Here is a 13,725-nt window from a genome sequence, read left to right as displayed (position 1 = left end):
TCAACTCCGATAAAGCGCGGCATATGTCAGGCCCGGTACGGCGACACCCAAAGACAGCAGGATCGGAAGAAAAATTCCGCCTTCAATCTGGATGCCACAAAAAAGCAAGGCATAGACTAAGGCAATACCAATCAACAGCACCCAGTATCCGACCTGAAATGCCTGGTTGCCGATTTTAATAGTGCGTTCGTCGTCAACCAGTCCGCGCAGGTCGCGGCGCATGTACAGGCGAACCCCCATAACCAGAATACACAGCAGGCTGACCAGCCATATCGGGCCGGCGACAAACTGAATCAAAGCGGATTGGTGCGGTGTAAAACCTGGCAAGAACTGGAGCGCCTGAGCACCAATCCATACGAAGTATGACAGCGCATTGATGAACAGAAGCGCCCGGCGCATTCCAGCATAACGTTCCGCTTGACGCAAAAGTTTTTCGTTATCACTCATAGCACCCTCCATGTAACCCATAAGTTACACGTAACCCCTAGGTTACATTTCGTCAAGCCTTTTCAATCGGATTGTCAGCCACTCCCAATTCCGTCAGGACCGGCATAATAATGCCGATAGCGGGAATTAAATAACCGTGATATTTTAAGTCAGTACCTAAGCGACAGTATGCTTTCATACGTTCACCGCGCATGTGTGCCTTTGCGCCCTATTGAAGGGGCTATCCCATGTTTATCAAGTATTTGCCGGCCGTTAGCGCCGCCCTCCTGCTCGTGTCCGCAACGGTGGCTTCCGCTGATATGTACAAAGACTACACGCCTGATACAGGCATCTGGAGCGAGACCGTTGTCGAGGTCGACCCCAACCATGTCGATGATTATCTGGTCGGCCTGAAAGCCTCCCAGGTGCCCGCCCTGGAGATCATGAAAAAGCACGGCCTGATCGACAACTACATCTTCATGATCAAGGACGGTTATAATGCCGGCGCGCCGAACGTCATCATCGCCACGCATTATGTCAATGCCGCGGCCATGGAACCGGACCAGGCCCGCGACCAGGCGATCGAGAAAGAAATCTATGCTGTCTTCAGCAAGGAAAAAGGCGAAGCAGCGGTGGCCGGTTATGAAAAATACCGGAAGTTTGTTGAAATAAACAACTGGCGAACCATTACCTTCACCAAATAAGAAAAAGCCCCTGAACCTTACGGCTCAGGGGCTTCAATTTTAAGTACGAAAGTCAACGCGAACGCCAACTTCCGGGTCAAGGGACGCGTCCCTTGTTATTCGCCGGCGTCGACAGGGCCTTCCAACAGCACTTCGGCGGGCAGAGGCTCCATGGCCTCTTCGCGCTGATGCGACAGTTGCTCGTCGCGCTTCATGGCCACGCGCTGGAGTTGACGCAGGTAGGCGCCCGTACCGGCCGGGATCAGGCGGCCGACAATGACGTTTTCCTTCAGGCCGTCCAGGGTATCGATCTTGCCCTGCACCGAAGCTTCGGTAAGGACACGCGTCGTTTCCTGGAACGAAGCCGCCGAGATGAACGACTTGGTTTGCAGCGATGCCTTGGTGATGCCAAGCAGGATGGGCTGTGTGAGGGCCGCACGACCGCCGCGCTTTTCAGCCTTGGCGTTCTCGATATCGACTTCCGCCTTGTCGAGATGGTCGCCCTTGATCAGGCCGGTATCGCCCGGTTCAAGGATTTCAACCTTCTGCAGCATCTGGCGCACGATGACTTCAATGTGCTTGTCGTTGATCGGCACGCCTTGCAGACGATAGACTTCCTGCACTTCGTTGACCAGATATTCCGCCAGCGCCTCGACGCCCTGGATACGCAGCAGATCGTGCGGATCGGGGTTGCCATCGATGATGTAGTCGCCCTTCTGGATATAGTCGCCGTCATGGACGGAGATATGCTTGCCCTTCGGGATCAGGAATTCGACGGCTTCGCCCTCGCCTTCCGGCGTGATCTTGATGCGGCGCTTGTTCTTGTAGTCGCGGCCGAATTCGACGCGGCCATCCATTTCGGCGATGACGGCGCAATCCTTCGGACGGCGGGCTTCGAACAGTTCTGCGACGCGCGGCAGACCACCGGTGATGTCGCGGGTCTTGGCGCCTTCGGTCGGGATACGGGCGAGGATGTCACCCGGCTTGACTTCGTCGCCGTTGCCGACCGAGAGAATGGCCCCGACCGGAAGCTGGTAACGGGAATCCCCGCCATTGGCCAGCTTCTTGTAGGCGCCGGCCTCGTCGGTGATGCCCATGCCCGGACGGACTTCCGCGCCCTTGGTGCTGGAGCGATAATCCACAACCACGCGATTCGAGATACCCGTCGCTTCGTCGGTTTCCTCGCGGACGGTCTGGCCGTCATTGAGATCCTCGAAGCGGATCTTACCGCCGACTTCGGTGATGATCGGGGTGGTGTACGGATCCCACTCGACCAGGCGCTGGCCTTTCTTGACCGTGGCGCCTTCGGTCACGCGCAGGCGCGAACCGTAAGGCACCTTGTAGGTCTCGCGGTCCTTGCCATCATGGTGAACCGTGATGACCAGGTTACGCGACATGGAGATCAGGTCGCCATGCGAGCCCTTGACGGTCGGGGCGGCCGACAGCTTGATCACGCCGTCCGAGGTCGTTTCGTAGAAGGACTGTTCGGCCACCGAAGCCGTACCACCGATGTGGAAGGTACGCATGGTGAGCTGGGTGCCGGGTTCACCGATCGATTGCGCCGCGATGACACCGACCGCTTCACCCATGTTGACGCGCGTGCCGCGGGCCAGGTCACGGCCGTAACAGGCGGCGCAGGTGCCGAGTTCGGCCTCGCAGGTCAGGACCGAGCGGACCTTGACCGACTGGGCGCCCGAGGCTTCGATGATATCGACCACGTCTTCGTCGATATAGGTATCGGCCTCGACCACGACTTCCTGGGTCGCCACGTCCTTGATGTCTTCCGCCGTGGTACGGCCGAGAACACGCTGTCCGAGCGAGACCAGCACGTCACCGCCTTCGACCACCGCCTTCATGGTGATGCCCTTGGTGGTGCCGCAGTCGGTTTCCATGATGATGCAGTCCTGGGCGACGTCAACGAGACGACGCGTCAGGTAACCCGAGTTGGCGGTCTTCAGCGCGGTATCCGCGAGGCCCTTACGGGCGCCGTGGGTCGAGTTGAAGTATTCCAGAACCGACAGGCCTTCCTTGAAGTTCGAGATGATCGGCGTTTCGATGATCTCACCGGACGGCTTGGCCATCAGGCCGCGCATACCGCCAAGTTGCTTCATCTGGGCCTGAGAGCCACGGGCGCCGGAGTTGGCCATCATGTAGATCGAGTTGATCTCTTTTTCGCGGCCATCGGCGTCCAGATGCTTACGGCTGATTTCCTTCATCATTTCGTCGGAAACGCGATCGGTCGCCTTCGACCAGGCATCAACTACCTTGTTGTACTTCTCACCCTTGGTGATCAGGCCGTCGGCGTATTGCTGTTCGTACTCCTCGACCAGGTGACGGGTTTCATCGACGATGCCCTTCTTGGTGTCAGGGATGACGATGTCGTCCTTGCCGAAGGAGATACCGGCGCGGGCCGCTTCCTTGAAGCCCAGAGCCATCATCTGGTCAGCGAAGATCACGGTCGCCTTCTGGCCGCAGTGGCGGTAGACGATGTCGATCAGGTTGCCGATTTCCTTCTTGGTCAAGGTCTTGTCGAGCACCTTGAGGCCAATGTTTTCGTTATACGGCAACAGGGCAGCGATCTTCATACGGCCCGGAGTCGTATCGACGACCTTGGTACGGATGACGCCGTCTTCGTCCTTCTGGGTGAAGCGGCACTTGATCTTGGCGTGCATCGATACAGAACCGGTATCCAGCGCCTGCTGGATTTCGTTCAGATCGCCGAAGATCATGCCCTCGCCCTTTTCCCCATCCTTGACGAGCGACAGGTAATAGAGACCCAGCACGATATCCTGCGACGGCACGATGATCGGACGACCATTGGCCGGCGACAGGATATTGTTGGTCGACATCATCAGCACGCGGGCTTCAAGCTGGGCTTCCAGCGAGAGCGGGACGTGGACGGCCATCTGGTCGCCGTCGAAGTCGGCGTTGAAGGCCGAACAGACGAGCGGGTGAAGCTGGATGGCCTTGCCTTCGATAAGCTTGGGCTCGAACGCCTGGATGCCGAGACGGTGGAGCGTCGGGGCGCGGTTCAGCATCACCGGGTGTTCGCGGATGACCTCTTCGAGAATATCCCACACCTGGGGCTGCTCACGCTCGACCATGCGCTTCGACTGCTTGACGGTGCCGGAGAGGCCCTTGGCGTCGAGGCGGGCATAGATGAACGGCTTGAACAGTTCCAAAGCCATCTTCTTCGGGATGCCGCATTCGTGCAGCTTCAGTTCCGGACCAACCGTAATAACGGAACGGCCGGAATAGTCGACACGCTTGCCAAGCAGGTTCTGTCGGAAACGGCCCTGCTTGCCCTTCAGCATGTCGGCGAGCGACTTCAGCGGACGCTTGTTGGCGCCCGTGATGACGCGGCCACGGCGGCCGTTGTCGAACAGGGCGTCGACCGACTCCTGCAACATGCGCTTTTCGTTACGAATGATGATGTCCGGCGCGCGCAGTTCCATCAGGCGCTTCAAACGGTTGTTCCGGTTGATGACGCGGCGATAGAGGTCGTTGAGGTCGGAGGTGGCGAAGCGGCCGCCATCGAGCGGCACCAGCGGGCGCAGTTCGGGCGGAATGACCGGCACGACGGTCAGGATCATCCATTCCGGGCGGTTGCCGGATTCGATGAAGTTTTCGATCAGCTTGAGGCGCTTGGAATACTTCTTGGCCTTCATTTCCGAGGTCTGGTCAACCAGATCGGCGCGCAGCTTGTCGGCGACTTCGTTGAGATTCATCGCCATCAGCATGTTGCGGACCGCTTCGGCGCCGATTTCAGCCGTGAAGCTGTCATCGCCGAATTCTTCCTGGCAGCGATAATATTCATCTTCCGACAGAAGCTGGTGGAGCTTCAGCGAGGTCAGGCCCGGCTCGGTGACGATGTAGTTCTCAAAGTACAGAACACGTTCCACGTCCTTCAACGCCATGTCGAGGATCATGGCGATACGCGACGGCAGCGACTTCAGGAACCAGATGTGGGCGACCGGCGAGGCCAGTTCGATGTGGCCCATGCGCTCACGACGGACGCGGCTAAGGGTGACTTCGACACCGCACTTTTCGCAGATGATGCCCTTGTACTTCATGCGCTTGTACTTGCCGCACAGGCATTCGTAGTCCTTGGTCGGACCAAAGATACGAGCGCAGAACAGGCCGTCACGTTCCGGCTTGAACGTGCGGTAGTTGATGGTTTCCGGCTTCTTGATCTCTCCGAACGACCACGACAGGATCTTTTCCGGCGAAGCGAGCGTGATACGGATCTGATCGAAGGTCGGGGCGACCTGGACCGGGTTGAAGATATTCAGGACTTCCTGGTTCATGCCAGTACTCCAATTTTGGGCGAGGCCCGTAAAAATTTCAATGCGGCTAAGTTATGGGGTCGAGGGGGCCGTGCCCCCTCGCCTTGCTTACTTACCCTTGCCCATTCTCAAGCTCGACATTCAGACCAAGCGAACGCATTTCCTTGATCAAAACGTTGAAGCTTTCCGGGATACCGGCTTCGAAGCTGTCGTCGCCGCGGACGATGGCCTCGTAAACCTTGGTGCGGCCCGCCACGTCGTCCGACTTGACGGTGAGCATTTCCTGGAGGGTGTAGGCAGCACCGTAGGCTTCCAGAGCCCAGACTTCCATTTCCCCGAAGCGCTGACCACCAAACTGCGCCTTACCACCCAGCGGCTGCTGGGTGACGAGCGAGTATGGCCCGATGGAGCGGGCGTGGATCTTGTCGTCGACCAGGTGGTGCAGCTTCAGCATGTAGATGATGCCGACGGTGACCGGACGCTTGAAGCGCTCGCCCGTCTGGCCATCGTACAGGATCGACTGACCGGAACGATCGAGACCGGCGAATTCGAGCATGTCCTCGATATCGTTGATGTGGGCACCGTCGAAGACCGGGGTCGCTATCGGCACGCCGCGCGACAGGTTCTTCGCCAGGTCGATCAGTTCCTCTTCCGACTCGGGAAGTTCCTGATCCGGACCATAGACGCCCCGCAGGTGATCGATCAGGGCCTGCTTCTGGCCACCGTTCTGCCAGTCTTCCAACAGGGCGGCGATTTGCAGGCCGATATTGTGACAGGCCCAGCCGAGGTGGGTCTCAAAGATCTGGCCGACGTTCATGCGCGAAGGCACGCCCAGCGGGTTCAGAACGATATCAACGTGCTCACCATCGGCCAGGAACGGCATGTCTTCGACCGGGAGAATCTTGGAGATAACCCCCTTATTGCCGTGACGACCGGCCATCTTGTCACCCGGCTGCAGCTTGCGCTTCACCGCCACGAACACCTTGACCATCTTCATGACGCCCGGCGGCAGCTCGTCACCGCGCTGCAGCTTCTCGACCTTGTCCTCGAAGCGGCGGTCGAGACGCTTGCGGGCGTCTTCGAACTGGCGCTTCATGGCTTCCTGCTCGGACATGACCTTCTCGTCTTCGAGGGCCACTTGCCACCACAGGCCCTTGGAGACCTCGGCCAGCTTTTCCTCGGTCACTTCACCGCGGCCCATGCCCTTCGGACCCGACACGGCGATCTTGCCGAGCAGCAGTTCCTTGAGACGGCCATAGATATTGCGTTCCAGGATCGACAGTTCGTCGTCGCGGTCCTTGCCGAGACGTTCGATTTCGGCGCGCTCGATGGCCTGGGCGCGTTCGTCCTTTTCAACACCGTGACGGTTGAAGACGCGAACTTCGACGATCGTACCGGCAACACCCGGCGGCAGGCGCAGGGAGGTGTCGCGGACATCGGAGGCCTTTTCACCGAAGATGGCGCGCAGCAGCTTTTCTTCCGGAGTCATCGGGCTTTCGCCCTTCGGGGTCACCTTGCCGACCAGGATATCACCCGGCTGGACTTCGGCGCCGATGGCGACAATGCCGGCTTCGTCGAGGTTGCGCAGGGCTTCTTCGCCGACATTCGGGATGTCGCGGGTGATTTCTTCAGGCCCGAGCTTCGTATCGCGGGCCATGACCTCAAACTCTTCCAGGTGGATAGAGGTGAAGATGTCATCACGCACGATGCGCTCAGAGATCAGGATCGAGTCTTCGAAATTGTAACCGTTCCATGGCATGAACGCCACGCGGACGTTGCGGCCAAGGGCCAGATCACCGAGATCGGTCGACGGGCCGTCGGCGATGATGTCGCCGGCAGCCACCTTGTCACCCACGCGAACCAGCGGACGCTGGTTGATACAGGTGTTCTGGTTGGAACGCTGGAACTTCGACAGGCGATAAATATCGACGCCCGGCTTGTTCGGATCCTGCTCCTCAGTGGCGCGGATAACGATACGCGTACCGTCGATCTGTTCGACCACACCGGTGCGGCGCGCGGCAACGGTAGCGCCGGAATCGCGGGCCACAACCTCTTCCATGCCGGTGCCGACGAACGGTGCATCTGCCTTTACGAGCGGCACGGCCTGACGCTGCATGTTCGAGCCCATCAGCGCGCGGTTTGCGTCGTCGTTTTCAAGGAACGGAATGAGTGCGGCGGCGACCGACACGACCTGCTTCGGCGACACGTCCATATAATCGACGGTCGATGCCTGTTGCAGGCCCGGCTCACCGTTTACGCGGCCTTGAACCAGGTCGTCGGCGATCTCACCGTTCTTCATATTGATGTTGGCCTGAGCGATAACGTGCTTCGACTCTTCCATGGCCGACATATAGACGACCTCTTCCTGCGCCTTGCCGTCGATCACCTTACGGTACGGGCTTTCGATGAAGCCGTACTTATTGACACGGGCGTGGGTAGCCAGGGAGTTGATCAGGCCGATGTTCGGACCTTCCGGCGTTTCAATCGGGCAGATACGGCCATAGTGGGTCGGGTGAACGTCGCGGACTTCAAAGCCGGCGCGCTCACGGGTCAGACCGCCTGGCCCCAGGGCCGACAGGCGGCGCTTGTGGGTGATTTCCGACAGCGGGTTGGTCTGGTCCATGAACTGCGAGAGCTGCGACGAGCCGAAGAATTCACGCACCGCGGCGGCGGCCGGCTTGGCATTGATCAGGTCGTGCGGCATGACGGTGTCGATATCGACCGACGACATGCGCTCCTTGATGGCGCGTTCCATGCGCAGCAGACCGACGCGGTACTGGTTTTCCAGCAGTTCGCCGACCGAACGCACACGGCGATTGCCGAGGTTGTCGATATCGTCGATTTCACCGCGGCCGTCACGCAGGCCGACCAGGATCTTGAGGATCTTCAGGATGTCGTCCTTGCGCAGGACGCGCTCGCTGTCGGCGACTTCCTGTTCCAGGCGCATGTTCATCTTCACGCGGCCGACGCTCGACAGGTCGTAACGCTCCAGTTCGAAGAACAGGGAGTTGAACATCGCTTCGGCGGCTTCGATCGTGGGCGGCTCGCCCGGACGCATGACGCGATAGATGTCGAACAAGGCATCTTCGCGGCTTGAGTTCTTGTCGACGCGCAGGGTGGAGCGCATGTACGGCCCAACGGTGACATGGTCGATATCCAGCACGTCGACCGTCGTGAAGCCCTGCTCTTCCAGCACGCTCACGGCGGCGGCATCGAGCTCGTCACCGGCTTCGGCGTAGATTTCACCGGTCGTGAAATTGACCGCATCGCGGGCCAGATAACGGCCGACCAGCGCATCCTGGCTGAGCAGAAGCGACTTGACGGTATCGCCCAGCTTCTTGGCGGTACGGGCCGAGATCTTGGTGCCGGCCTGAGCCACCACTTCGCCGCTGTCGGCGTCGATCAGGTCAAATTCCGGCTTCACACCGCGCCAGCGCTCGAACTTATACGGCGTGACCCAACCGGCTTCGCGCTTTTCGTAAGGCACTACGTCGTAGAAAGTGGTCAGAATTTCCTCGCCATCCATGCCCAGGGCATAGAGGAAGGAGGTGGCCGGCAGCTTGCGGCGGCGGTCGATACGGACATAGACGATGTCCTTGGCGTCGAACTCGAAGTCGAGCCAAGACCCGCGATACGGAATGACACGGGCACCGAACAGGAGCTTGCCAGAAGAGTGCGTCTTGCCCTTGTCATGATCGAAGAAGACGCCCGGAGACCGGTGCATCTGCGAAACGATGACGCGCTCGGTGCCGTTGACAACGAAGGTGCCCTTGTCGGTCATGAGCGGGATATCGCCCATATAGACGTCCTGCTCCTTGATATCCTTGACCGAACGGGCGCCGGTTTCCTCGTCCATTTCAAAGACGATCAGGCGCAGCTTGACCTTCAGCGGCGCGGCATAGGTGATGTCGCGCTGAATGCACTCTTCAACGTCATATTTGGGCTCTTCAAACTCATACGACACGTATTCCAGCGTGGCGCGCTCGTTGAAATCCTTCACCGGGAAGACGGACTTGAACACCGCTTCCAGGCCGTCATCGATACGATTGGCCGGGCGAACGTCGCGCTGCAGGAACTGCTCATAGGACGAGCGCTGCACCTCGATGAGGTTGGGCATACGGATAGCTTCGGGGATACGGCCGAAAGACTTGCGAATCCGCTTCTTCTGGGTGAACGATAAGGCCATCGTTTTTCCTGACACAGGTTAGGTGGGCGTATAAAACGCTTTATGAGATCGAATTTGTGCAGTGGAACTGCGCGCGAAGGTTAGGGTTTGGGCCGTTTCCGGGCCGAAAGGTTTGCCTTGCGCCTGCTCTTTTTTGGCCAAAGGACCAAAGACGCTGTTTTTATGATCCTTGAGGACCAACCCTTCTCCGGTAGAAAGAGCATAAGACCGGCATTCGGGCCCCGATTTCGGACGCAATACGCCTCAAGGGGGAGCGTCACGTACCCCACTTATCCCCATATGTAAAGGGGGTGGTTTTAATTATTTTCAAATTTGTCAAGACGGTTTTTTGAGTGACTGCGCAATCCCGAATGCACATAATGAAAACAGGCCCGGAAGCGAACCTCCGGGCCTGCAATTTTTAAATTCTGGCAGTCGCCAAAATTACTTCACTTCGACCTTGGCGCCGGCTTCTTCAAGCTTCTTCTTGATGTCAGCGGCTTCCTGCTTCGAGATGTTTTCCTTGACGGTCGCCGGGGCGCCTTCAACGAGGTCCTTGGCTTCCTTCAGGCCGAGATCGGCGCGGATGCCACGGATTTCCTTGATCACGTTGATCTTCTTGTCGCCGCCGTCAACGATGACGACGGTGAACTCGGTTTGCTCTTCGCCAGCGTCAGCGGCGGCAGCGCCACCGGCGGCCGGAGCGGCAGCGGCAACGGCGACCGGAGCGGCAGCGGAGACGCCCCACTTTTCTTCGAGCAGCTTGGAGAGCTCAGCGGCTTCCAGGACGGACAGGGCGGACAGGTCTTCGACCAGCTTTTCCAACTTAGACATGTGATTTCCTTAAAAGATAAGATGTGTTGATGTGATAATGTATGAGGTTGCTTAAGCCGCTTTTTCGGCGTGGGCCGCGATAACGCGGGCCACAGCGCCGGCCGGGGCCTGCAGAACGCCAGCGATCTTGGTCGCCGGGGCTTGCAGGAGGCCGATGAGCTTGCCGCGCAGTTCGTCGAGCGAAGGCAGGGTGGCCAGGGCCTTGACGCCTGCTTCGTTGAGAACATCCGTTCCCATGATGCCGCCAATGATCTTGAGCTTGTCATTTTCCTTGGCGTACTGGGAAGAGATTTTCGCAGCGGTAACCGGATCGGCCGAATAGACCAGAGCGACCGGGCCCTTGAACAGGGCATCGCCCTTTTCGCCGACCGAGCCGTTCAGGGCCTTTTGAGCCAGACGGTTCTTAAACACCTTCAGCACCGCGCCTTCCTTACGAAGACGGTTGCGAAGTTCAGACATTTCCACAAAGGTCATACCCGAATACTGGGTAACAACCACGGAGCCGGATTCGGCGAAGACGCTCTTGAGCTCTTCGATCGACTCGGCCTTTTTTGCGCGGTCCATTGCTGGCCTCCATGGGGTGATGCTTCAAACGGACAATCCGTTCAAAACTAACAAATGACTTTAGCGTCTGGAGAAATCTCCAAACGCGGCAGTCGCTGTCGAGATGAGATGCTGATCACCCAAAGGCACCGGACCTTTCGCACTTAAGGAAAGACAGGTAAACTTTGATGGCGTTTCGCGTCCCGTCTAATTTCGGCATCCGGGGGCTCCCGGCTATTATGGATCAGGCGGCCCCTGATCCCCGAAGGTCTCTGACAGAACGACACGGAGAACATGGGTTCTCCAGGCCGAGGCGCGCTCCTTACAGGCAAAGCGTTGATAAATCAAGAGGCCGGGTCATGTTTTCTCAGCCGATCCCGGATGGCTTGAACATGGCGCAAATGCGTATTAACGTATAGATCATGCCAAAATCGCACCCCCTCAACCGTCAAGTCGCCCTCCTCGCCTTCGACGGTATGCCGTTGTTTGAGTTCAGTATCGCCGTCGAACTGTTTGGCCTAGATCGCCCGGAGATGGGCCCCGACTGGTACAGCTTTAAAATCGCAAGTCTCGAAGGCGGCCCGGTGCGCACCACGGCCGGCCTGCGCGTGACGGCCGATGCCGGATTGGAGATTTTCGCGGATGCCGGCACGATCATCATTCCGGGCTGGCCGATCGACCGCCCCGTACCGCCCGAACTGACCGAGGTTCTGCGCGCGGCCCACAGGCGCGGCGCCCGTATCCTGACCATCTGTTCCGGTGTCTACGTCCTGGCCGCCAGCGGTCTGCTCGCTGGTAAGCGAGCCACCACGCACTGGAAATATACCGATCACGTCAAGGCCGCCTATCCCGAAATCGAAATCGTCCCCGATGTGCTTTATGTCGACGAGGGCCAAATCCTGACCTCGGCCGGCAGCGCCGCCGGAATCGATTTGTGCCTGCATCTGATCCGCCGGGATTTCGGTCCGGGCGCCGCCAATACCGTGGCGCGCCGGCTGGTCGTGCCGCCCCACCGCGATGGCGGTCAGGCACAATTTATCGAGCGCAGCGTACCGACAAGTCATGAAAGTAACCGCCTCGGCCCCCTGCTTGACCATATGCGCAAGCACCTGCATCAGGAACATCGCATCCCGGACCTGGCCCGTCGCGCCGGAATGAGCGAACGCACCTTCCTGCGCCGCTTCAGCGAGGCCACAGGCATGACTCCGGCCAAATGGCTTCTGAATGTCAGGCTGTGCGAAGCCCGCGATCATCTGGAGACCAGCGACATCAGCATCGAGCGCATCGCCGAACATACCGGCTTCGGCACGCCGACCAACCTGCGCCACCACTTCCGCGAACAGATGGGCACCACCCCCACCGCCTATCGGCAGACCTTCGGACGGGTTTCGGCCTGAACCGCCGCTCCAAACGTGGTTAATGAAATTCTAACTCTGAATCGCGTCTGATGTACAAAGCGCGTAGCTGTGAGTTTAGGAGACATCATGTCCGCATATGAAGCCATTTATAAAATCATGAGCACCATGCCGGTCCATACCGGCGAAATCACGGCGGAAATGCGTGGCATGATCACCGCCACCAAGACCAAAAACATCCAGACCATACTGGCCTACCCGCTGAAGGTCGGCGGCACCTATATGCGCGTGGCGCTGATCCACCTGCTCAGCTTCCACTACCAGGCGCACCTGTCGCGCGGCTCCTATGTCGCCGTCGGCCCCAACCGCGAGCCCTATTTTCCGCTGATCTTCAACCAACATGTCCTGACCGACACCACGCCGCGCGCCGCCGTCATGCACCTGCATACAGTGGCCACCCAGGCAACCACTGAAATCGTCGAAGCTTTTGATATTCCGGTCCTGATCGCCACGCGTAATATTTACGACACGCTCGTTTCCTGGGCCAACCACCAGGAGAAAAACCTGGCGACCGGCGGCTATCCCGACTGGGATTTCCTGACCGAAAACGGCAAGCCGTTTTCGGAAATGACGGCGGAGGAACGCCGGCATGGACTGATCCACTTCGCCCCCCTATGGTACGCGCGCCATTACGGTAGCTGGCTGCGCTATTCAAAAGCCTGCATGGAAAAGGGCATACGTCCACCCTTGTGGATGCGTTACGAAGATCTCGTGGAACGTCCGGTCGACCTGCTGATGGCTATCATCCAGCATGTTGATCCCGCCCATACCTATAGCCGTGAACAGGCGCAGGCGGCATTGCAACTGGCGATGCAGGACAAGGAGGCCGTGCGCTTCAACAAGGGCGTCGGCGGCCGGGGCGACGCCTATTTCAGCGCCGAAGAGAAACAGGTCATCTACGACATCATCAAGACCGCCGGTGAGCCGGACCTTATTGAACTGGGCGTCCTGCCCGATCCAGACGCCGAGGCAGAGCGCCTCGCCTCCTGAAGGCAATATAAAAGGGGAAGATGCGCCTACATCTTCCCCCACATTACCTGAGCTGCGGCAACCCGGAGAGGAAGTTCACTCAGATAAACCTGTCATCTGCCAAATAATGGCAGGAAATAAGTGAGGCAAAAGCAGTATTAAGCCGCCTTGAAATCCCGCGGCCCGCATAACATTAATATGCCGAATCCCACAAGTCTGAAAATACCGCAACGGCACAGGAAGTCGAGTGAACAATAGGTAATGTTTTCAAGAGATATTTTTGCATAAACGTGCAAATTTCTTGGCTGCCATTATTTACATTTGTTACAACTTCATGACGTCAGTCTGAACGAACGACTTGATTTCAAAACGCGGCCTTGCCAATAGATGCGCAAGGAGTTTCC

8 protein-coding genes are annotated in these 13,725 nt (G+C 58.6%); 3 read left to right on the top strand and 5 right to left on the bottom strand.

Translation table 11 applies throughout. The annotated features are described in order from the left end of the window. Positions 1-447, bottom strand: a complete 447-nt coding sequence (locus BLO49_RS00125) for a hypothetical protein (RefSeq protein ID WP_139159586.1) — start codon at positions 445-447, stop codon at positions 1-3. Between the two features lie 227 nt (positions 448-674). Between BLO49_RS00125 and BLO49_RS00120 the strand changes: the two genes are divergently transcribed. After that, positions 675-1,130, top strand: a complete 456-nt coding sequence (locus BLO49_RS00120; protein WP_090642708.1) for a hypothetical protein — start codon at positions 675-677, stop codon at positions 1,128-1,130. A gap of 95 nt (positions 1,131-1,225) precedes the next feature. Here BLO49_RS00120 and rpoC read toward each other — a convergent pair whose 3' ends face one another. The 4 genes from rpoC to rplJ all read right to left on the bottom strand — a co-directional run bounded on the left by rpoC (position 1,226) and on the right by rplJ (position 10,958). Beyond that, a complete protein-coding gene (rpoC, locus tag BLO49_RS00115; protein WP_090642706.1) occupies positions 1,226-5,416 on the bottom strand; it encodes a DNA-directed RNA polymerase subunit beta' in 4,191 nt (1,396 codons plus the stop codon). A 91-nt stretch (positions 5,417-5,507) separates the two neighbouring features. After that, positions 5,508-9,581, bottom strand: a complete 4,074-nt coding sequence (gene rpoB / locus BLO49_RS00110; protein WP_090642704.1) for a DNA-directed RNA polymerase subunit beta — start codon at positions 9,579-9,581, stop codon at positions 5,508-5,510. A 423-nt stretch (positions 9,582-10,004) separates the two neighbouring features. Beyond that, positions 10,005-10,394, bottom strand: a complete 390-nt coding sequence (gene rplL / locus BLO49_RS00105; RefSeq protein ID WP_090642701.1) for a 50S ribosomal protein L7/L12 — start codon at positions 10,392-10,394, stop codon at positions 10,005-10,007. A 51-nt stretch (positions 10,395-10,445) separates the two neighbouring features. Then, positions 10,446-10,958, bottom strand: a complete 513-nt coding sequence (gene rplJ, locus BLO49_RS00100) for a 50S ribosomal protein L10 (RefSeq protein WP_090642699.1) — start codon at positions 10,956-10,958, stop codon at positions 10,446-10,448. Positions 10,959-11,359: 401 nt separating this feature from the next. On the opposite strand from rplJ, the gene ftrA reads away from it, so the two are divergent. Next, a complete protein-coding gene (ftrA, locus tag BLO49_RS00095; RefSeq protein WP_090642696.1) occupies positions 11,360-12,334 on the top strand; it encodes a transcriptional regulator FtrA in 975 nt (324 codons plus the stop codon). Positions 12,335-12,421: 87 nt separating this feature from the next. Then, positions 12,422-13,342: a hypothetical protein gene (locus tag BLO49_RS00090; RefSeq protein WP_090642694.1), complete on the top strand. Its 921-nt coding sequence runs from the start codon at positions 12,422-12,424 to the stop codon at positions 13,340-13,342. The last annotated feature ends 383 nt before the right edge of the window (positions 13,343-13,725 follow it).

Origin of the sequence: Asticcacaulis taihuensis, assembly GCF_900100255.1 — a bacterium.
In the GTDB taxonomy this organism is placed as follows: domain Bacteria; phylum Pseudomonadota; class Alphaproteobacteria; order Caulobacterales; family Caulobacteraceae; genus Asticcacaulis; species Asticcacaulis taihuensis.
Note: the sequence above shows the minus strand (reverse complement) of the source record. Positions and strands in the feature narration are given on the sequence as shown.

Bases quoted from the DNA above. Each gene is read 5' to 3' on its own strand.
- rpoB (WP_090642704.1), bottom strand. From the start codon at position 9,581: ATGGCCTTATCGTTCACCCAGAAGAAGCGGATTCGCAAGTCTTTCGGC.
- rpoC (WP_090642706.1), bottom strand. From the start codon at position 5,416: ATGAACCAGGAAGTCCTGAATATCTTCAACCCGGTCCAGGTCGCCCCG.
- BLO49_RS00120 (WP_090642708.1), top strand. From the start codon at position 675: ATGTTTATCAAGTATTTGCCGGCCGTTAGCGCCGCCCTCCTGCTCGTG.
- rplL (WP_090642701.1), bottom strand. From the start codon at position 10,394: ATGTCTAAGTTGGAAAAGCTGGTCGAAGACCTGTCCGCCCTGTCCGTC.
- ftrA (WP_090642696.1), top strand. From the start codon at position 11,360: ATGCCAAAATCGCACCCCCTCAACCGTCAAGTCGCCCTCCTCGCCTTC.
- BLO49_RS00090 (WP_090642694.1), top strand. From the start codon at position 12,422: ATGTCCGCATATGAAGCCATTTATAAAATCATGAGCACCATGCCGGTC.
- rplJ (WP_090642699.1), bottom strand. From the start codon at position 10,958: ATGGACCGCGCAAAAAAGGCCGAGTCGATCGAAGAGCTCAAGAGCGTC.
- BLO49_RS00125 (WP_139159586.1), bottom strand. From the start codon at position 447: ATGAGTGATAACGAAAAACTTTTGCGTCAAGCGGAACGTTATGCTGGA.